The 19,873-nt window shown below is 69.8% G+C and carries 21 protein-coding genes; 4 read left to right on the top strand and 17 right to left on the bottom strand.

The window, feature by feature from the left end; genetic code table 11:
- Positions 1–12: 12 nt before the first annotated feature.
- Positions 13–972, bottom strand: coding sequence for a D-alanyl-D-alanine carboxypeptidase family protein (locus tag ABVF28_RS06300; protein ID WP_371029857.1), 960 nt, complete (start codon positions 970–972; stop codon positions 13–15).
- 131 nt (positions 973–1,103) lie between these two features.
- On the opposite strand from ABVF28_RS06300, the gene ABVF28_RS06295 reads away from it, so the two are divergent.
- Positions 1,104–1,391, top strand: coding sequence for a GNAT family N-acetyltransferase (locus ABVF28_RS06295; RefSeq protein ID WP_371029856.1), 288 nt, complete (start codon positions 1,104–1,106; stop codon positions 1,389–1,391).
- Between the two features lie 43 nt (positions 1,392–1,434).
- On the opposite strand, the gene eccCa is transcribed toward ABVF28_RS06295, so the two are convergent.
- The 5 genes from eccCa to ABVF28_RS06270 all read right to left on the bottom strand — a co-directional run bounded on the left by eccCa (position 1,435) and on the right by ABVF28_RS06270 (position 8,888).
- Positions 1,435–5,412 (bottom strand): type VII secretion protein EccCa, encoded by a 3,978-nt coding sequence (gene eccCa / locus ABVF28_RS06290; protein ID WP_371029855.1) that lies wholly within the window; start codon positions 5,410–5,412, stop codon positions 1,435–1,437.
- On the bottom strand, positions 5,409–6,260 hold the full coding sequence (locus ABVF28_RS06285) for a hypothetical protein (protein WP_371029854.1): 852 nt from the start codon (positions 6,258–6,260) through the stop codon (positions 5,409–5,411). The genes eccCa and ABVF28_RS06285 overlap by 4 nt, the downstream gene beginning before the upstream one ends.
- Positions 6,257–7,591 (bottom strand): EsaB/YukD family protein, encoded by a 1,335-nt coding sequence (locus tag ABVF28_RS06280; protein WP_371029853.1) that lies wholly within the window; start codon positions 7,589–7,591, stop codon positions 6,257–6,259. The genes ABVF28_RS06285 and ABVF28_RS06280 overlap by 4 nt, the downstream gene beginning before the upstream one ends.
- A 68-nt stretch (positions 7,592–7,659) precedes the next feature.
- Positions 7,660–8,160, bottom strand: a complete 501-nt coding sequence (locus ABVF28_RS06275) for an OCRE domain-containing protein (protein WP_104310931.1) — start codon at positions 8,158–8,160, stop codon at positions 7,660–7,662.
- Entirely contained in the window at positions 8,157–8,888 is a 732-nt protein-coding gene (locus tag ABVF28_RS06270; protein ID WP_371029852.1) for a hypothetical protein, read from the bottom strand. The genes ABVF28_RS06275 and ABVF28_RS06270 overlap by 4 nt, the downstream gene beginning before the upstream one ends.
- A gap of 141 nt (positions 8,889–9,029) precedes the next feature.
- Here ABVF28_RS06270 and ABVF28_RS06265 point away from each other — a divergent pair, with 141 nt between their 5' ends.
- Together ABVF28_RS06265 and ABVF28_RS06260 are read left to right on the top strand one after the other, a co-directional pair.
- Positions 9,030–9,377: a hypothetical protein gene (locus ABVF28_RS06265; protein WP_371029851.1), complete on the top strand. Its 348-nt coding sequence runs from the start codon at positions 9,030–9,032 to the stop codon at positions 9,375–9,377.
- Positions 9,378–9,416: 39 nt separating this feature from the next.
- Positions 9,417–9,725: a hypothetical protein gene (locus ABVF28_RS06260; RefSeq protein ID WP_104310929.1), complete on the top strand. Its 309-nt coding sequence runs from the start codon at positions 9,417–9,419 to the stop codon at positions 9,723–9,725.
- Positions 9,726–9,910: 185 nt separating this feature from the next.
- On the opposite strand, the gene ABVF28_RS06255 is transcribed toward ABVF28_RS06260, so the two are convergent.
- The 10 genes from ABVF28_RS06255 to ABVF28_RS06210 form a co-directional block, all read right to left on the bottom strand.
- Entirely contained in the window at positions 9,911–10,378 is a 468-nt protein-coding gene (locus ABVF28_RS06255; RefSeq protein ID WP_371029850.1) for a hypothetical protein, read from the bottom strand.
- Between the two features lie 137 nt (positions 10,379–10,515).
- Complete coding sequence (locus ABVF28_RS06250; RefSeq protein WP_371029849.1) at positions 10,516–11,025, bottom strand: DUF6301 family protein; 510 nt, start codon at positions 11,023–11,025, stop codon at positions 10,516–10,518.
- An 8-nt stretch (positions 11,026–11,033) separates the two neighbouring features.
- On the bottom strand, positions 11,034–13,493 hold the full coding sequence (locus ABVF28_RS06245; RefSeq protein WP_371029848.1) for a hypothetical protein: 2,460 nt from the start codon (positions 13,491–13,493) through the stop codon (positions 11,034–11,036).
- Entirely contained in the window at positions 13,490–13,858 is a 369-nt protein-coding gene (locus ABVF28_RS06240) for a DUF6507 family protein (protein ID WP_104254572.1), read from the bottom strand. The genes ABVF28_RS06245 and ABVF28_RS06240 overlap by 4 nt, the downstream gene beginning before the upstream one ends.
- Position 13,859: 1 nt before the next feature.
- Positions 13,860–14,195 carry a hypothetical protein gene (locus tag ABVF28_RS06235; RefSeq protein WP_371029847.1) on the bottom strand — a complete coding sequence of 112 codons (336 nt, stop codon included), beginning with the start codon at positions 14,193–14,195 and terminating at the stop codon, positions 13,860–13,862.
- A gap of 2 nt (positions 14,196–14,197) precedes the next feature.
- Positions 14,198–15,295 (bottom strand): DUF6177 family protein, encoded by a 1,098-nt coding sequence (locus tag ABVF28_RS06230; RefSeq protein WP_371029846.1) that lies wholly within the window; start codon positions 15,293–15,295, stop codon positions 14,198–14,200.
- 173 nt (positions 15,296–15,468) lie between these two features.
- Positions 15,469–15,861 carry a DUF6301 family protein gene (locus tag ABVF28_RS06225; protein WP_371029845.1) on the bottom strand — a complete coding sequence of 131 codons (393 nt, stop codon included), beginning with the start codon at positions 15,859–15,861 and terminating at the stop codon, positions 15,469–15,471.
- Between the two features lie 85 nt (positions 15,862–15,946).
- Positions 15,947–16,474 carry a DUF6301 family protein gene (locus tag ABVF28_RS06220; protein WP_371029844.1) on the bottom strand — a complete coding sequence of 176 codons (528 nt, stop codon included), beginning with the start codon at positions 16,472–16,474 and terminating at the stop codon, positions 15,947–15,949.
- A gap of 163 nt (positions 16,475–16,637) precedes the next feature.
- Positions 16,638–16,874 (bottom strand): hypothetical protein, encoded by a 237-nt coding sequence (locus tag ABVF28_RS06215; protein ID WP_371029843.1) that lies wholly within the window; start codon positions 16,872–16,874, stop codon positions 16,638–16,640.
- 186 nt (positions 16,875–17,060) lie between these two features.
- Positions 17,061–18,005 carry a DUF6177 family protein gene (locus tag ABVF28_RS06210; protein WP_371029842.1) on the bottom strand — a complete coding sequence of 315 codons (945 nt, stop codon included), beginning with the start codon at positions 18,003–18,005 and terminating at the stop codon, positions 17,061–17,063.
- A 275-nt stretch (positions 18,006–18,280) separates the two neighbouring features.
- On the opposite strand from ABVF28_RS06210, the gene ABVF28_RS06205 reads away from it, so the two are divergent.
- The gene (locus ABVF28_RS06205; RefSeq protein ID WP_371029841.1) at positions 18,281–18,712 is read left to right on the top strand and encodes a hypothetical protein; all 432 of its coding nucleotides are present in this window, start codon (positions 18,281–18,283) and stop codon (positions 18,710–18,712) included.
- A 66-nt stretch (positions 18,713–18,778) separates the two neighbouring features.
- Here the strand turns inward: ABVF28_RS06205 and ABVF28_RS06200 are convergent, their stop codons facing one another.
- Positions 18,779–19,828 (bottom strand): lipoate--protein ligase family protein, encoded by a 1,050-nt coding sequence (locus tag ABVF28_RS06200; RefSeq protein ID WP_371029840.1) that lies wholly within the window; start codon positions 19,826–19,828, stop codon positions 18,779–18,781.
- Positions 19,829–19,873 lie beyond the last annotated feature (45 nt).

The raw sequence follows: 19,873 nt of genomic DNA, 5'->3' as shown, positions 1-19,873 counted from the left end.
AGCCCGGCCTCTTCAGTAGCCTGGCGCCGCGGGAGCGCCCAGGAATTCTTCGTACGTGCTGGTGCCAGCCGCCTGCATCGCGGTGGACGTCTCCGCGCCGACGTAGCGGTAGTGCCAGGGTTCGAACTCGTACCCGGTGGTGGCGGTCGCCCCGTCCGGGAAGCGCAGGATGAAGCCGAAGCGGTGGGCATTCGCGGCGAGCCACTGACCACCCGCCGTCGTCGAGAAGCACTGCTCCAGCACGCATCCCTCGCCCTGCGACGAGATGTCGGCGGCGAGCCCGGTCTGATGCTCGCTGTACCCGGGACGAGCCGACGTGAGGTCGGCTGCCTCCTGGCCGAGGTCGGCGACGTACCCGGTGTAGAGCTCGGTCTGCAGCCCGTAGTCGCGGTACCCGCTGGTCATGTCCAGGGTGAGCCCCGCCTCGGCGCTGGCCGCTGCGAACATCGTCTGCACCGCGGTCGCCGCCTCCGAGCGGAGCGAGTGCCCGTTGGCGGAGGGGACGCCGATCTCCGACATGGCGACGAGGTCGGCGGGCGCGTAGTCGGCGGGAACCAGCGGTGTCTGCTTGTTCACGAGCACCGTGATGCTGTTTGGGTCCGTGATGTCGAGCGCCGAGGCCGGTGGCTGCGTCTCGGTCGGAGTCGGCTCGGCCGTCGCGGTCGGCTCCGGGGTCGGTGTGGCGGTGGGAGTCGGGGTGGCCGTCGGCGTCGCGGGGGCCGAGGTGGATGCGATGGTCGGCACGCTCGCGTCACCGTTCGATGCGGCGGTCACGGCCCAGTAGATGAAGCCGCCTCCCAGGAGCACGACAACCGCGAGACCCGCCGCCGCGATCTTCCGGTTCCGGCGCACACGCGCTGAGGCCTTGCGCTTGCTCCGCACGGCACGTTCGGCGCGCCGCCCCTGATCATCCGGCGCCTGAGCCTCCGACGCTCGGCCGTCCGGCGTATGGTTCTGCTGCTCCTCAGTCACCGGTCAACCCTCGCACAGGCGCTGGCGGGGTCGTCCGGGACTGGCCGAGGGTGCGGACACTGATGCTCGCACTCGGCATCGTCGGCGGAATCACTGAGTCTTCTGCCGGTGGGACGGCGTAGCCTCTGCGCATGTCAAATTCCGTCCAGCACCAGCAGGATCGTTCGCGCTTCGCCCTCAACGACGGCGACGGCACCGAGATCGGGTTCCTGAGCTACGTCACGACGGCCGACGCGATCGTCATCGATCACACGGTCGTCGACCCCGCCTATCAGGGGCAGGGACTCGCCGCGGTCCTGACGGATGCGGCGCTGACGACGCTCGGCGAGCAGTCGGCGCTCACCATCGTCCCGCAGTGCCCGTACGTGGCGACGTTCATCCGCAAGCATCCCGAGTACCAGCCGCTGACCACCCGCTGAGCGACGCAGCAGGCCAGACACCCACCGAGCAGCCGCCGACCCGTCAGGCGCGCTCGGGGAGGTTCGCGAGCTGCACGACCGCGGGAGCCTCTCCGCGTCGCACGTACTTGCCTCGGCCCGGGGGCATCCGCTCGGCGTAGAGGCGCGGCGCGATCTGCCCCTCGCTGCGATCGCCGGAGAGCAGCAGCAGCGCCCCGCCCGTGTCCCGCGTGCTCTGCAGGAACGGCGCGTACATGGCCCTCGTCGACCCGGCGACGGGCCTCGTGACGACGATGTGGATGCCGAGGTCGCGAGCCGCCGGCAGGTGAGGGACCAGCGCCCCGAGCGGGTCGGTGCCGCCGGCCGCGACGATGTCGTAGTCGTCGACGAGGAGCACGACTCTCGGCGTCTTCCTGAGCTCCTCGGCGGTGCGGCCTGGCCGCTCGGCGAGTTCGCTTGCGATGGACGCGGCGAGCCCGCTCGCCTGCGCCGCCGACTTGGCGTGGGCTGCGAGGTACTCCTCGGGGATCACGCCGGGCACCTTGCCGCGCGGGTCGACGACGGCGATCGCGAGCTCGTCTGGAGTGAACCGCTCGACGAGGCCCTTCGCGATGACGCGCAGCGCCGTCGACTTGCCGCTCTTCGCATCCCCGAGCACGACCAGGTGCTGGTCGGAGTCGAGGAAGTCCCACAGCGCGGTGTCCATGGTGTCCTGGCGGAGGCCGAGGGGCACGGCGGCGGGTTCGTCGGCCGCGTCGGGCAGGCTCGACGGGTCGACGACATTCGGCAGGAGGCGGATGGGCGCTGCGGCCGGCCCGCTCCAGGATTCCGCCGCTCTGGCCGCGAGTTCCTCGAGGGCGTCGCCGACCTGGTCGGGGTCGACGGCTTCCAGCGTCGGGAGCGCGAACTGCGCCAGGGTCTTCGCGTCGGTGAGCGCGCGCCCCCTGGAGTCGGCTGGCACCGATTTGGCGAGCTTGCGGTCTATGGCCGAGTCGGACGGGTCATTGAGGCGCAGCTCGATGCGCGTCCCGAACAGCGACTGGTGCGCCATGCGCAGCTCGCTCCAGCGGCCGAGCGTCACGATGAGGTGGATGCCGTAGCTCGATGCCTGCAGCATGAGCTTCGCGAACGGCCCGTCGAGGTGCTCGAAGTCCTGGCGGAGGGCGCCGTAGCCGTCGACGAGGAGGACGATGTCGGCGTTCGGCAGTCCGGGCAGCTTCCCCGCGGCGTGCATGGCGCGAAGCTGCGCCGTGCTGTCGATGCTGTGCCGTTTGAAGAGCTCCTCGCGCATCCGCAGCATCGCGGTGAGCTCCTCGACGAGACGCACGAGTCTGGAGTCGTCTCCTCGCGTGGCGACGCCGCCGACGTGCGGGAACGCCTCCAGCCTGCGGAGGCCGCCGCCTGTCAGGTCCATGCCGTAGATGCCGACGGCGCCCGGTGCGCCGCTGAGGGCCAGCGATGCCGCGATCGTGCGCAGGGCCGTGCTCCGCCCAGACTGCGGGCCACCGATGATGGCGACGTGGCCACCCGATTTGGTGAGGTCGAGCACCCACGGCTCCTGCCGCTGGTTCCCGGGTTCGTCCTCGACCCCGATGACGAAGCGAAGCGGATGCGCTCCCCCGGGGTTGGCGGGGCCGTGGGGGTGTTCGCCGGAATCGCTGGGGTCTGCTGAGCTGTCCGCGCCGGCCGCGAACGCCTCGCCGAGCGAGATGCGCTCGGCGAGCGGGGGCAGCCAGACCGGTCTGACCTTCTCCGGCCGGTCGAGCTGGGCGACGAGGTCGTCGATGAGGGTACGGCGGGTCTCCGGGGCGCGCAGCACGAGCGGTGCGTCAGGGTCTCCCCCGCTGTCGATGCCGTTGAAGAGGGGCACCTCGACGATGCGCGGTTGCTCGTGGTCCGTGACCGGGCGCGCCTCAGCCACCTCGTCGATGGGACCGGAGACGTAGCCGGCGTGGAAGCGCTGGTAGACGCTCGTGTCGACCTTCAGGTAGCCGTAGCCGGGGATCGGCGGCAGGTGGAAGGCGTCGCCGGAGCCGAGCACAACCTGCGACTCCGCCTCGCTGAACGTGCGCAGACCGAGACGGTAGGACAGGTAGGTGTCGAGCCCGCGCAGCTTGCCGCCCTCGATGCGCTGGCTCGAGAGCAGCAGGTGCACGCCGATGGACCGGCCGATGCGGCCGATCTGCAGGAACAGGTCGATGAAGTCGGGTTCCGCCGTGAGCAGCTCGCCGAACTCGTCGATGACGACGAAGAGGTGCGGCATGGGCGCGAGCTCGGGGCGAGTGCGGCGCAGCTCGCGGTAGTGCGAGATGGACGGTGACGAGTCCGCGGCCTTCAGGAGCTGCTGTCGGCGCACGACCTCGCCCTGGAGCGAGGCCTTCGCTCGCACCGTCAGCTGCGGGTCGTCGGCGAGGTTGTCGATGAGGCCCGCGAGATGCGGGAGTCCCTCGAACGGCGCGAAGGCCGCCCCGCCCTTGTAGTCGACGAGGATCATCGCGAGGTCTTCCGGCGGGTGGGAGACGGCGAGCGACAGGATGAGCGTGCGCAGCATCTCCGACTTCCCGGAGCCGGTCGCGCCGATGCAGATGCCGTGCGGGCCCATGCCCTGCTGGGCGCTCTCCTTGAGGTCGAGGTGCACCGGGCGGCCCTGATCGTTGACGCCGAACGCGACACGGAGGAACTCCGAGGGCTGTCGCGGCGCCCAGACGCGCTCGAGTGCGACTGGCTTGTCGAGGGGGACGCCGAGGATCTCGGCGATGTCGGCCGCGGGTCCCTCGTCGTCTCCGGCCCCCGCGGTGGCGAAGGTGCGCCGCGCGGCCAGGGTGCGGGCGAGGCCCTCGAACGCGGTCGATGTCACCTCGTCGGCTTCGAATGAGAGCGTGCGCTGCTCGCTGCCGCCCGCGTTGTGCGTGATCGCCGCGCCGCCGTCGGCGTCGAGCTCGATGCGCACGTCGACGTCGTCCGGCTCGTGGAGGCGATCGTCGACGAGGTGGACGATGGTCACGCCGATCTCGCTCGGCGTGTAGCTACGGTCGGGGAGCTGCAGCGGGCGGGCGGGCTCGCCGTGGCGGTCGTCGACCACGACGAGACTGGCCAGCGTCGTCGCCGTGCCACCGCGGCGCCTCGCGGCGGCGGCCGTCTGGGTGCGGTCGAGGAGCTCGCTCCCGATGACGGCGGCGAGCTGGCGGAGGTCCGGCGCGACGCGGCGCGCCGGCATCGGACCGTCGAAAAGGCGCGGGTTCTGCGCGTGCGGGAGCAGGTCGAAGCCACGCCAGTCGTCTCCGCGGTCCGGAGCGAAGGCGGCGGCGAGCTGCACGTCGTCCGGGAGCTGGTGACTGGCCAGCTGGGCGACGAGCCCCCTCACGAGGGGCACGGTGCGCGCCCGCGGTCCGATGATCGCGACGACGGATGCGCCCCGAAGCTCCGCGACGGCGGGCATCCCCGGCACCTCGCTGTGCGTCTCGGCGAGCAGCTGCGCCTCGCGAAGCAGGATGGGGTCGGCGGGCTCGGTCGGCGAGTCCTCAGCGGAGACCCCGAGTTGGAACCACGGCACGGTCGCCGTGCCCACGCGGGCCTGCAGGTGGTCGGGGTCGCCGCGGCGCCTGTCCCAGAGGCGAGCGGGATCCTGCACCAGGGAGGCAAGGCCGCTGCGGTCGGGATGCACGAGCCTCGCGGCCCGCGCCGCCCCGGCCGCCTCGTCGCGCAGCTCGGTGCGCTGCCGCTCGAGGTAATCGAGGTAGCGCTTGCGGCGGATGCGCAGCGCCCGGCCGGCGCGACCCCTGGCCGAGATCGCGAAGCCGACGCCCGAGACGATGGCGACGACGAACACGATGCCGGCGATGAAGAGGAACAGCGGCTGCCCGTTGCGCATGACGACCATCATCGTGACGGACGTGAGCGCGCCGACGACCGGCAGCAGGAACTGGAATGGTGTCGCGCTGGCCTCGTCGCTCAGCGTGGGCGGCGAGGCGAGCTGGCGGGGCGCGGGCCTCTGGGCCGGGAAGACAGTTCGGGTGGGCCGGTGGGCGTCGCGGATGCTCACGGTCGCCTCCCTGATCGGTCGGAGGTGGATGCGGGTCGGTTGGGCGCTGGGGGAAACACGGGCGCCTGCGCGGGCGGCACGACGGGTGCCGGCGGCGCGTGCGGGACCGGAGCCGAGGGCGCGACCGGGGTGGGCACCGGCGGTGCCGCCACCCCCGCTGCCGCATCGATGACCCTGGCGCCGAGGCGCAGCATGCGCACGCCGTCGAGGCCCCGCCGCGCGCTCTCGCGCAGCTTCCGGTCGTGTCGCAGGAGCACAGACGCGAAGGGCAGGTTGTCGACGAGCATCTCGGTCGCGAGGCCGGCGACGCGCTGCACGTCGACCGCGACGAGGACGACCCTGGTGTGCGCGCCGATGGCGGCGGCGACGTCGAGCGCCTGCTGGACGCTCGACCGGTCCGCCGGGGTCACGAGGCAGAGCACGTGCGAGTGCTCCGCGAGGTCGCGGATGCGCTCCAGCGGAGTCGCGCCCCAGTCCGTGACCGTGAGGTCGTAGGCGTCGCTGGACGCGCGGTGCAGCCGCCACCAGGCGTCGACGTCGGCGGGCCACTCCGCCGGCGACAGCTCGAGCGCTTCGACGGCCGTGCCATCGAGGCCGCGTTCCGGGCGGGCGCTGCCGCCCTGCGCGCTGACGAAGCGCACCCGGTCGCGCCGCACTGACGACAGGAACCTGGCGAGCTCCACGGCGACCGTCGTGCATCCGGCGCCGACCGCGAGCGAGGCGACGCCGACACGACGGCGGAGCGCCAGCGGCACGGTGGCGTGCTCTCGAAGGTCGCGCAGCTCGGCCGCCCCGCGCGCCGTGAGCGCGTGGGGCCAGGCGAGGTTCAGGGCGCTCGGTCGGCTCAACGGAACGCCTCGAGAAGGTCGGCGAAGATCCCGAACGAACCGAGCGCGAGGGGCACAACAGTGAGCACCACGAGCAGCTCGACGATGTCGGCCCAGTGCCTGAGCTTGGCGGCGACGACCCCGCTCGGGCTCCACGCGGCGGCGGCGACCGCGACCAGCGCCGCGACGCCCGCGGCGAGGGCCTTCTCACCGTCGCCGAGGAGCGGCGTCGAGACCAGCCACAGGATGCCGGGCACGACGGCGGCGGCCAGCAGCGCGAGACGGGGAGGCGCGAGTGGGAACGTGCGCATGCGCAGGAGCGCGACGATGGCGAGGGCCCCCGCGAGCCCCTGCCGCCACGGGTCGGCCGAGAGCAGCAGCTCGGTGAGCGACAGCGCGGCGACGACCGACACGGCGATGACCGTCCAGGTGAGCTGCGCGAACGACTCGCTGATGGCAGCGCGCACGTCAACCGTCGAGGCGCGCTCACCACGCATGATGCGGTCGTCGTAGGACGTGAGGCCGCTGAGGGAGAGAGCGGCGCCAGGAAGCACGCCGAGGGCCGCGACGCTCAGCACGGACACGAGGACCGCCACGCCGCCGCGATCGAAGCCAGCAAGGCTCAGGAAGAAGAGGATGCTGCTGGCGAGCAGCCCGACTGCGGCGCCGTACCTCGCAGACCCCCGTTGGAACCCGATGCCCCACACGAGTCCGAGCACGAACCAGGCAGACATGGCGGCGACGAGCACCGTGTTCGGCAGGAGACCCGCGACGCCGCCGGCGCCACCGTCCCTGCCGACTTCCGCAGCGAGCCCGAACGCGGCGGGCAGGGAGACCCCGATCGCTGTGCTCGCGACGGCGACCGCCGCGAACCGCTGGCCCGACCGAGCCAGTCCCGCGCCAACGGCAGCGAGCAGTGCCACGGCGGCGAGCATCCACTGCCCCGGAAGCGCGAACGCGCCCATGGCCCACATGGCGGCACCCGCGGCGGCGACCCCGGCGACGACGGCCAGCGTCGTGCGCGTGTGCCCCTCCCCCCAGGCGTCCCGCCTCCTGGCCCCGGCCTCCGTGATGGCGTCGGTGATGTCGATGACCTCTGGCGCCTGCGGGGCGTCGTCGGCGGTCGTCACGCGCAGCATCGCGCCCGGCCGCACCCCCTGCTCCTCGAGGGTCGCGTCGAAATCGAGGGATGAACCGGTGAGTGTCGTCAGGATCAGCACGTCACCGCCGTGCGGGTGCTCGTCGAGCAGCTCGAGGACGTGAGGGAGGAGCGCCCCGACGGGCTCGGTGCTCGGCAGCGCGAGCTCTGCCTTCCGCTCGCTGCCGATGACGGTGAGTCGCGTGTACGACACTCAGTGCTCCTCAGGGTTCGGTCGCCGGACGTCGGGGTTCGCTTGCCGGATGCCAGGGCTGTCGCTGCTCACTCGACCACCGTCAGCGTCTGCGGGTCGATCGTGATGCCGCTCGTCGGGTTCGTGTAGTACCCGGTGGCCGGGTCGATGTACCAGCCGATCCTCGTGTCGATGAGCTTGCCGGCCGGGTCCGTCGCGTAACCGGTGGCGGGGTCGACAACGAAACCCGTGCGCGGGTCGGTGTACTGGCCCGTCGCCTGGTCGAGCAGGAAGCCGGTCGCCTCGTCCTGCACGACCGTGCCGCCTGGCTGGACGGGGTTCGCCGCGGCCGCCGCCTGGAACGCGGAGATCGCCTCCTGCTGCTTGCGATCCTCGAGCAGGTTCACGACGAAGCTCGTGCCGAGGCACGCGCAGCAGATGACGGCGCCGAGGATCACCGAGCCGAGCAGACGACCCACGTTCGTGTTGACGGTGCGCCTCGTCGCCTGCGGCCCGTGCGCGAGCGCGCCGAGCATCCGCTCGCGGTGCGCGCGCGTCGTGTCGATGAGCGTGCGGTCCGTCTCACTCACGCGGCCACCCCCGTTCCTGGCACGCCGGGCCGACCGAGGCGCACGCGCCTCGAGCCGAGGGCCAGCACCGTGCCGAACGGAACGGTGACGGCCGTCTCCGCCTGCAACCGCTGCGGGTCGCCGCCCGCGAACGCCCACGTGCCGGAGACGCTGCCGAGGTCGGTGACGAGCACGCCCTCGAAGTTCGGCTCGAGGCGCACGTGGGTCGGGGCGAGGCTCCGTGAGAAGTCGGGCACGGCGACCGGCCGCTGGCTCCTCGACGAGACCTGCGGGGCGCGGCCCACGACGATCACGCCGCGGACGACGTGACGCGAGCCGTCATCGAAGTGCAGCTCGAGGTCCGGGCTCGAGAAACGCTGGGGCACGCGAGTCGGCGGGGCGAGCTCGATCGCGGCCGGCACCAGATGCAGCGGATCACGCCCCGTGCGGACGTTCATCGTCGCGCGTGCGCCCGTGAGCGGATGCGCAGGCATGCCCGTCGACCGGGCGACGGTGCGGAGCCCCAGCAGGGCGTGGCCCGCGCTCGTGCCGAGCGCAGCGCGCATCCACCACCAGACCGCGAGCAGGACGAGCGACACGACCACTCCGACGAGCACCGCGAACGCGAGACTGTGGGCCGCGGCCAGCAGCGAGAAGCCAGCGACCACCGCGAGCCCGAGCGCCACGTCGAGCGCGATCGACCAGGCGAGCTGGGCGGTCGCCGCTGGGAGATCGGCCGTTTTCCACACGAGTCGCAAGGCTAGTCGGCCAAACCTGACGCCGGGAGGGGAGAACTCCCCGGTGAAAAGTTGGACGACGGCGGGCATCCCGTGCTGGACTGACGTCTCCCGATAAGAACGCGCGCCGATCGCGGTGCTGGAGAGGATGCCATGAAGTTCGCAATGGAAGACCAGACACTGGTCACGCTCGGCAACAAGTCGCAGACCGAATCGGACGACCTCGGCGAGCTCGTGAAGCAGCTCTTCGACGCGGCCGAGCCGCTCTCCTCGACCTTCAACGGGCCCGCGAAGGCCAGCTTCAACAACTTCAAGTCGAAGACCGACGAGATCTCGAACGCCCTCAACTCGGCGCTCGTCGGCATCGTCACCTCCATCAGCGGCCAGAACAAGGCCTTCGTCGCCGCCGCCGACGACGGAGCCGCGACGCACGAGGCCGCGACCGGCTCGACCGACTTCAGCTCTGAGTCCTTCCTGACACGCATCCGCCCGCAGGCCTAGCGCTCAGACACCGACGCGACGAGAACGAGGAGAACACGCATGTTCACGAACCAGATGGATCGCAACGACTACAACATCGGCTCGTCCGAGGCGACGCAGGCGAACTTCGAGCAGGTCGCCGCCCGTCTCGAGTCGGCGCTCGACCGCCGCGACGCCGACGTCAAGTCGGCTATGGCCGACTACCAGGCCGACGGCGTCTCGGATGAGTACGCGCACCTCGAGCAGCAGTGGAACTCAGCCGGACAGCAGGTGCGCGACGTCATCGCCGCCATCCGCAACTCGCTGGTCGAGAACGACGACGTCGCCCGCCGCGCCCTGTCCGCGGCACGGGCGTCGATCCCGAGCTAGGCAGCGACTCAACGCACCGACATGAGCGGCGGCGAGCATCCGGCACTGGATGCTCGCCGTCGCTTCGTCGGACCATGGGATCAGTCCGAATCCGAGATCGGGCTCCGCTGCCGAGATCGATGAGACCGAATACCGTGGTCCGGCTGTGGCAAGCACGTCGATCCCAGTGCTCGGCACCTCTCGGGTCAAGTGTGTTTCGCGCGCCCCTCTGCGAGCTTGGCTCTCAACCAATCTGGCTGGTGCGCTTCATCTCGTGGGAAGTGCTTGAAGTCGGTCACGTAGGCGACCGAGTCGACCGGAGCATCCCAGTGCGGCTCATCGTCGTAGTTGTACTCGGCCGAAGCGGCACCGTCAGCAGTCACGGCGATACGTGCGCTGAACCACGTGCCCGCCCCCTCGCGGTACGCGGCAGCGCGAAGAGCCGTGACGGCATCACTGACCTGCGAGTTCAGGCGGGGTGCGTTGAAGCTACCCTCGTCGGTCTTGTACTTGCCTCGCGGGTTCCTCGCCCGAACCTGGAGAAGCGCGACCGGCGCCAGCACCGAGGCGTCGAGGCGCACATCAACGTCCCCCGGGGCAAGCAGCGCGAGCAACTGACGCCCGAGCGCGTCGAAGGCCGCCTTCTCTGCAATGATTCCGCCACCATCTGACATTGCTGAACTCCACTTCCGCTGGCAGATCGCCATTGATCGAGTCCTCCACCACCCGTGCGCCGACGCCGCTGTGCTCGTCGTCCCCACCGACCGCTCGTCGTCGACTGCGGTGACCTCGACCGGTGCTGTGCCCGGAATCAGATGGCCTCGCCCGGTACCCGGTCCGGGCTGATGCCCGTCCGCTCCTCGCGGCGCTCGATTTCAGCGTATGCCGGCTGGAGCGCGATGAGCGCCACGCTCGTGTCGAGCGACTTCAGCCACAGGCGCCCGCCGTTGTCGAGGTCCCAGGCGATGTCGCTGCCCTGGCGTGCGGATCCCTCACCGAGGATCTCCGCAAGCTCCGCGCCGAGTTGGCGCCGGGCACCTGCGACATCGACTGCACCACGGGCGTCCGCGCCGCTGAGCTTCACCTGGATCTCGGTGACCGACTCGTCCTTGACGGACGCTGAGGCGTTCGAGACGCGTTCGGGCGACTCGATGTATCCGGTCCGGTAGCGGGCGCTGCGGCTCGTCGACCGCGCTTCCGACCATCCCAGCTCTGCGGCTACCCCGGTCAGCTCTTGCTTCGAAACCGGCCAGCTGAGCCCCGTCAACACCTCACTCAGGCGGGCAACGCTGCTTCGGTCCGCGATGTTCTGCGTCGTCATGGCGTCGTCTACTTCCCAAGCCCGAGGTCGAGCTCATTCGGGTTCAATACCAGCTCGTTGATCTTAACCATTCCCGTGGGAGTCGCCTTCACCAGCTGATAGGAGACGGTCACGGAACCGTCCGCGAGTCCCTGCGCGATGTGGGGGTTGTCCCGGAGATACGCAGCCAGGTTCGGATCGTTCTGGAACACGTCGTTGAAATAGTGGGTCGATCCCTGCGGCGCGCGAGTCCCGTCTGGCAGCAGACGCCCGTCCTTGCTGAGCGTGGCGGTGCCACCTTTGGCCTCGGTGACGATGAGCGTACTGCCGTCGTTCGTGAGTCCGACCTGGTCGAAGGTGCCCTTCCCTCCCCCAGACCCGTCGACGACGACCGTCGCGTCTTGCGAGGCGATGACGTCAAGCGCAGCCTGATCGCCCATCGCCTCCGACTTCTCCACCTGTGTGACCGCCGTATCGCGCTCATCCCAGGACGTGTCCCTCAGCTCTTCGAGGGCATCGACGCGAGCTTCGAACTGCGCGTCCGTCAGCGAAGTGTCGAGTTCGGCCTCTTCGAGGAGCGCGTCGATGGTGCTGTCGATCTTCCCCTTCGTCAACCCCTTGGGATCCACATCGACACCCTGCTCCCCGAGCTTCTCGATGACCGACTGCTGCGCCCCGACGGCCTCCTGGTGGGCCGCGACCGCCTCGACGCGATCCGCGACCGCACCGTGGTAGTCCTCGGAGAGCACGGGGACCGTGTCGTTGGTCCCCTTCGTCACGCCCTTCGGATCGATGCTCGAGGGGTCGTCCACGCCGCCGGTGGATGCGGGCTTGCCCGTCGCATCCGGCGACCGATCGTCGCCTGAAGGCTCCTGGCCGCCAGCACCTTCCGGGGCCGAACCCGGCTCCCGGACCTCGGGGACACCGGTCGGCGACGTCGAGGGACCTCCGGGCGAACCTCCAGAGCCCGCGCCGGGCGTCGCACCTGCGGACGACGGCCCTGGCTGGCCCTGGCCACCCGGCTGGCCCTGGCCACCCGGCTGGCCCTGTCCCCCCGGCTGCGCCGGTTCCCCTGCGCCCGGATGCGTCTGCCCGGTTCCCGGTGTACTGGTCTCCGTCGGCAGCTCCGGCGTTCCGCCCTTCGGCCCGCCGGGAACACCGCCCGGCGCGTCCAGTCCGAAGGCGTTCGAGACGGGAGGCACCCCGCCGGACGGCGAGAGCGCATCCACAACCCCCGTCGCGCCCACGTACGGCGTGATCTTCAGGCCTTCTGGCGAGAACTTGATGCCTTTTGTCACGAGGCCGACCGCGAGGGAGCCGCCCGGAATCGCGAAGTCGGCGGCGACACCGCCGACACGCGTCACGATCGAACCGACCTTGCCGGCCGTCGACACGCCCTTCGCGACGTTCGCGCCTGGGATGAAGAAGGTGCCGATGTTCGCAAGCGTCTCGGTGCCCGTCGCGACCGCGTCCTCCTCCCACGCGTGGAAGCCGTTCTCGCCCGCGAGCGCGGCCTGGTGGTCGTAGCCGATGAGGCTGCCCCAGCCGGTCGCGGCGACGTTGACGCGGTCGTCGAACCACTGGTCTGCCTCCGAGCCGGGTGCGACGACCTTCACGGCCCAGGTCGTCGGGGACAGCACGACGGCCGTCGAGAGGGCGAAGTTGCCGAGCCCACCCCAGGCGGCTCCTGCCTTGTCCCAGCCCCAGTCGCCGGTGACGGGGTCGCGGCCGATGAGCGACGCCGCCCCCGTCCACGTGCCGTGCCAGAAGTTCCCGGCGCCGTGCGCGACCGACTCCGAGCAGTTGCGGTCCTCCTCAGACGGGTAGCCCCACGGCAGCTCCGTCGACGCCATGATCGCCTCGGCGGTGATGGCCTCGTCCTCGGTGACGTAGCTTCCGGTGCTGAGCGTCTCGAGGCCAGCGGCGCAGGTCGTCGCGGCCGCCGAGACCGTTTCGATGATCGCCGCATACTCGGCGAGCAGCTCCGTGTTCTTCTCCTTCGCCGGGCCGTGCTCTGTCCAAGGGATGTGCTCGGACTTCTCATCCATGTCGCTGAAAGAAGTGGTCATCCACTCCATCGACAGGCCGTGCGCATCCCACACCGTCACGTTGTAACCGGCCAGCGCCTCCTGACGGAACGCCACCGCGCGGTCCTCGAGGTCCTTGAGCGTCGGTTTCACCGCTTCCAGCGCCTCCGCGTAGGTGTTCAGGTAACCGGCCGCGCTGGAGAAGCTGGTCTCCACATCCGCCGCCGCGTTCGTCGCGGGCGTGATCGCCGCATAGACGGACTCCTGCTCCGGCGCCTGATAGGAGGCGCCGATGCCAGACCACGTCGTGCTGATGGTCGACACCTTCTCGACAAGACCAGACCCCATGCCCTGGAGGGCCGTGGCAGATCCTTCGATCAGCGACGTGTCCAGATCGGCGCTCTTCAGGGCGAACGCCGACGGGTCGATGAGACCGTCTCCCGTGCAGACTTCGATGGTCATGCGTCCCCCCGGTAGCCGTGCTGCTCGAAGAAGCTGAAGTCGCCGTCGGAGCCGTCCGCGATGGCGCCCTGGAACTCGAGCGCCATCTGCTCCTGCCCGTTGTTGTAGGCGTAGACGGCGTTGGCGACGCCCGTGACGCTCGCGTTGACGGTGTTGCCGACGGCCGTGACGTTCGACTGCTGCTCGGTGAGCAGGCCAGCGAGGGCCTCGGAGACGCCAGCGGTGATGCCGCCGCCCCAGGCGACGCCCGCCATGACGCCGTTCATGCCCGCTTCCGTGATGACGGTCGCGAGCTCGCCCTGCGTGGTCTGCACGCTCGTGAGCACCGTCTGCACCCCGGTGGGGTCGATCTTCCAATCCGACACGTCACACCCTCTCTGTCACGGTTCCGCCGACAGCGGCGGCGATCTGCTCGGCCAGAGCACGGCCGCGCTGCGGCTCGCCCCTCGGCACGGTCACGTCTGTCCACAACCCGAACGCTGTGGGCGGATGCGCGATGGCGGCGACCGCATTCGTCGGGTCGACGATCGGCTGGCTCTCGAACACCGTCAGCAGGGACGCTCCGGTCCCGTCGACCGCGTGGCGCACGGCGCCGTCCTCGAAGGAGACGAGCTGCCCCTCCGGGTGGGTCTCGGCGATGGCGCGCGCGATGGCCTCGTCGCTCGGTGCGACCTCGCTCAGCAGGACCAGTTCGATGGGCACGGTCAGCTCCTTCCGACGTTCGCGTCGCCCGTGGCGAACTCCACGGCGAGGGCGGATGCGAGGCGCTCCTGGTCGAGGTCCGTCGCGAACGCGCGCAGCTGGTACCAGAGCGGGTCGCCGCCGGAGAGCCGCACGATGAGCGCTGGCGCCCGGCGGAGGCCGACGGTGGTGACGTCGTGGTGCTCGGCCAGCGCGTCCACGTCGATCGCGAGGTCGCGCACGGCGCGTGCGCCGAGGAGCACGGCGAGCGGCTGCTCGGGGCGGCGCACACCGGGCAGGCGGCCGAACGAGCCGTCGCGCTCCTCGACCTCGCCGCAGGAGAGGAGCGCGACGTTGACGCGGCTCGTCTCGGCGAGCTCGCGCAGCGTGTCGAGCACGCGCGGGTGCGCGGCGAGGGAACCGCGGGGGTCGCGGGCCAGCGCCGTGAGCTCGGCGCCGCGGATGGGCACGGCGCCGCGCACGTGCTCAAGGATCCCCGACTTCGTGCGCGAGACCGCGAAGCTGACGGCCGAGCCGTCGCCGCCCGCCGCGTAGTGGCGTTCGGTGACGGGCATCTGCCGGCGCATGGACTCGGTGACAGCGGTGTGCGACCAGCGCTGCGCGAGCGGCTCGACGAGGCCCCAGCGCTCGAGGGCGTCCCCGCCCAGTCCCGCTACGAGGAGGTCGGCCGTGCCGCCGATGAGCGTGCGGTCGTCCGCGCGGTCGCGCACGTACACGTCGAAGACGAACGACGGCGTCGTCTGCTCGCGCAGGCGCGAGAGCGTGGGGTGCGGTTCGGGCAGGACGCCGGGCTTGGGTGCCCAGAAGTCCCCGAAGCTGCGGATGCGCGTTCCCCGGAACGCGTCGAACATCGCGCTGCCGTGCGACACGGCCCAGTAGCCGCCAGCAGCCTGGAACGCATCCGCGACGAAGCTCGACACGTGCGCCTGGTCGGTCGTCACGAGGATCGGGCGGAGGCGCGAGAACTGCGCGTCGATGAGGAAGCGCTGCAGGGGCTTCGAGAGGGTGACCCGCTCAGCGGATGCCCAGTAGACGGTGTAACCGCCGCCCGCGCCGTCAGGGCCGCGCTCGTCGGAGAGCGGGTCGATGAACGCGGTCACGAAACTGTGTCCTGGGAGACGGGAGCAGGATTGCACATGTGCGGCACGGGGATCCTCCGGAGAATTCTCGGATGAATCGCCAGCGTAACCACGCTTCCAGCGTTACGCGATGGGGACTTCTCCCCTCACCGGGTCGTTGAATACGGCGCGTGCCGAGGAACGGGGAGGGGCGCCTACAGGTAGTTGCTCTCGTCTCCGGTTCCTGGGATGCGGTCGTTCGGAATGCCGAGGCGTTCCTCAGTCCGTTCGATGTCCGCGTAGCGCGGGTGGAGCACGTTGAGGAGCACGGTGAATTGCAGCAACTTGACCCACACACGCCCTCGGGTCCCAAGCTCCCAGTAGGCATTCCCGTCCTGCTTGCCCGACGGCTCCCCGAGCACCGACTTCACGCACGCCGTCATTTGCTTGCGCACCGCGAGCATGTTCTTCCGCCCGTGCTGCTTCGAGAACTTGCACAGCCGCACGTCGACCTCGGCGACGTCACCCTCCGAGTAGGCGACGAGCACGTCCGACGTGCCACCGGCAGCGTCGAGCAAACCCGAATAATACTGAGCGCCATTGCTCAAGCGGCCATTCGACGTCTCGATACGCAGCGGCAATCCGCCCGACCGCGGCAACGTCCGCGACAACGAGTTCCACTATTGCCTGTTCCTACAAGTAATCGTTCTCGTCACCGGTCCCCGGGATGCGGTCCTCCGGAATGCCGAAGTGTTGCTCGGCCCGCTCGATGTCCGCGTAACGCGGGTGCAGCACTTTGAGGAGCACCGTGGACTTGAGTGTCTTGACCCAGACACGCCCCCGGTTCCCCAACTCCCAGTATGCATTCCCGTCCTGCTTGCCCGACGGCTCGCCAAGAGTTGCCTTCACGCATGCGGTCATTTGCTTGCGGACGGCGAGCAGGTCCTTCCGCGTGTGCTCTTTCGAGTAATTGCATAGTTCGACCTGGACCTCGGCGACATGGGCATCCAAGTACGAGACATTCACGTCCGACGTGCCACCAGCAGCGTCGAGCATGCCCGAAAAGTAGTCTGCACCATTGCTCAGGTCTCGCTTCATCCGCCACCCGAGACCATCCGCCAGGCGCTTGCCGTCCTCAATGGCCAGCGGCCAGGCAACCTCACGAAACGCCGAGACGATCTCCTGCACACGGGCCTCATCGGCCACCACCAGTTCCGCCACGTGTTCTCTCCTACTTTCCGAGTCCGAGGTCGAGCACGCTCGGGTTCAATACGATTTCCTGCACGGTCACGGTCCCGTCTGCCTTCGCCTTGACAAGCTGGGTCTGCCTTCGCCTTGACAAGCTGGTAAGACACCTTGATCTCCGCGCTCGCGAGCCCATCAGCTAGCGCTGAGTTTTCGGCAAGGTGCTGTTGCAATTGTCCGCACTCGCCTGCTGGTCTGTCACGAGCCCCTGCACGGCCGAGGCCACGCACGCCGTCCACTCGCCGCCCCACGCCAGCGCGCTCAGCACCCCGGCCACGTTCTCCGCGCTCACCGCGGGGAGCACCTCAGACTCTGCCCCGATCACCGCGGTCAGCACTGTCTTCACACCGCCCGGGTTGATCTGCCACTCCGCCATCGCGTCACACTCGCTCTCTGATCACACCTGCAGTCGCCGCAGCGATCCGCTCCGCCAACTCGCGCCCCCGCGCCAGCTCCCCCGCTGGCACCGTCATCTCCGTCTACAACGACAACGACGCCGGAGCACCACGAATCGACGCCCGCGCCCCCACCGAATCGAACACCGGAACCGTCTCGTACACCGTCAGACAATCAACGACGGAGCACGCCGCGAACCAACCGGCACCGCACCGAACTCCTCGCGAACCCGATCCACGTCGATGCGAAGGTCGCGCACCGCCCTCGCGCCCAGCAGGGCCGCGACCGGCACATCCGCAGGCCGAAGACCCACGGACTGCCCGACTGAGCCCAGCCGCTCCTCCACCTGCACGTAGGAGACCAGCACGACGTTCGGCACGAAGCGCTCAGCCAGCTCCACCAGCGTCGGCAGAACTGTAGGCACCGCCTCCAACGACAACCCCGCACCGTCTCCAGGCCGCTCGCACGTGCCGATCGGCACCACGCCGCGCGCCTGCACCAGAACACCGTCGCGGGAACGCGCGGCCGACACACTGCCCGCCGCACCGCCACTCCCGGCGACGTATCGCCGCCGAGCTACCGGCATCTCGCGACGCAGCTCCTCCGTGAGCGCGTCCTCCGACCACGGCTGCGTCAGCGGGTCATAGCGCCCCCACCGCTCAGGGGTCTCGCCACCCAGGCCAGCAAACAGATGGTGCAACACCGCCCCCACCCGAGCCTGCTTCTCCGCCCGTGTGCGCACATGCACATCGAAACTCAGCGCCCCAAGCCCGCTCGACCGAGTCGCCTCGAAACCCTCGAGACGGTGTCGACCAGCAGGCACCCCCATCCAGAGCTCCGAGAACCCGCGCAGCCGATACCCCGAACGCGTGTCGTACACCCCCGAGCCGGTATCGACTGCCCACTGGCCGTTCGCGGCGCGCAGTTCCTCCAACACGAAGCGGGAGACGTGCGCGTCGACTCTCGTGACCAGCACCGGCCGCAGGCTCGCCGAACGGCTGTCCATGATGAACGCCCACAGCGGCATCGACAACGTCACCCTCGACGACGACGCCCGGAAGACGTTGCACTCAGCCGTGAACTCGTCAGCGATCGGATGCGACTGCTTCATCGCGGGCCCCCGGCCGAGGCGACTTGCCCACGTTCACCTGATCGTCCACGTGGCAGCGGATGCCGAGCAACCCCCACGGCGCGCGGACGCGCGAAAACCCAAAATCTTGCGCCCATCGGCCCCCAAGTGAATCGCCTGGACAGGCTACGGGCCTTGGCGGATCCGCGCGATGGGGACTTCTACCCGCCTGTAAGCCTGAAAGCAGACCACAGGAGTGAATTCGCGTTCTTCGCCCGACGAGCACCCCGTCGTTCGCTCGCGTCTAGACTCGCCCCGTGAGAGAACGCCGCACGGAATCCAGCACCGGCCCGCACCTGAAGTGGGCGGCGATCCTTCAGCTCGTGCAGGGAGTCCTGATGGAGGGCATCCCGTTCCTCGGCCTGATCGTCCTGCTCGCCGTCGATGCCGACGCATCCGTCATGGAGCGCGGCTTCTCGTTCATCGTGCCGTTCTTCGACGAGCACCTGTACCTGATGATGGCCATGAGCGGAGTCTTCGCGGCCCTGCGCATCGTCGGCGCGATCGGTCTTCTGCGGAACCGCATGTGGGGCTTCGCGCTCACCCTCCTGAATTGCGTCATCACGCTGACGCTCATGATGTTCATGCTCCCGGCCGGAATCGCCGACGGGCTCCTCGCCGGGAGCGCGCTTGTCCTCCTGCTCATGGCTCGATACGGGACATCTCCTATCGAGACCCGCTCACGCTGATTCGCGCCAGCACGGCGAATCAGCTGCGCATGACGGTACTGCACGCGACCACCGCAGCGTCCGAATCTACGGAACCCGGTGCGTCCACTCCCTCGACGCGAACTTCGACTGCGCCAGCTCACGAGCCCGCGCCATCTCCTCGTCGGAGACCTCGCCCGGCGTACCGCCGTAGTGCTCCACAAACGTCGTCTTGAAGTGGTCGATGATCGCCGAGCGCTCCATGCCCGTCTGCGACCGCAGGGGGCTCACACGCTTGTTGGCGGACTGCGTGCCCTTGTCGCTCAGCTTCTCGCGGCCGATGCGCAGCACCTCCGTCATGCGGTCGCCGTCGATGTCGTAGCTGAGGGTCGCGTGGTGCAGCACCGCGCCGGAACCCAGGCGCTTCTGCGCGGCCCCGCCGATCTTGCCGGACGGACTCGCGATGTCGTTGAGCGGCTCGTACCTGGCGTTGATGCCGAGGCCGTGCAGCGCATCCAGCACCCACGAGTCGAGGAACGCGTACGACTCAGCGAACGACATGCCGTGCACAAGATCGCTCGGCACGTACAGCGAGTACGTCACCACCGAGCCAGCCTCCATGAACATCGCGCCGCCACCCGTGATGCGCCGCACAAGCTGCACGCCGTACTTGTCGAGGTTCTCCTGGTCGACCTCGTTCTTCACCGACTGGAACGAGCCGAGCACCACGGCCGTCTCCTCCCACTCCCACAGGCGCAGCGTGGCCGGGCGACGGCCCGCGCCGACCTCCTCGGTCAGCACCTGGTCGAGCGCGACGTGCTCGCGAGGCGTCAGGGGGCCCGGATGCAGGATCTGCCAGTCGTACGCGCGCCAGTCGCGGGCACCGAGCACGGCCCGGCGGACGACGACGCCGACCGCCTCCGGCGTGACGCCGAGCAGCTGCGCGTCGGCGCGCAGGCCATCGCGCACCGCGGCCGTGATCTCCTCAGCGCTCGCCTCCGCCGGTAGCCCGTTCAGCGCACCGTTGATGTCATCGAGCGCCTCGTCGGGCTCGAGGAAGAAATCACCGGCGAGGTGCGCGTCGACGATGCGCCCACCCTCCACCTCGAGGTCGACTGTGACGAGCTTCCCGCCAGGAACCTTGTACTCACCGTGCATGAAAGCACTCTACGGCGAGCGGACGCCACCCAGGCGCACGCACAT

Origin of the sequence: Pseudoclavibacter sp. JSM 162008 (assembly GCF_041366455.1) — a bacterium.
Taxonomy (GTDB): domain Bacteria; phylum Actinomycetota; class Actinomycetes; order Actinomycetales; family Microbacteriaceae; genus Pseudoclavibacter.
This window is presented reverse-complemented; position numbering and strand designations above follow the sequence as displayed.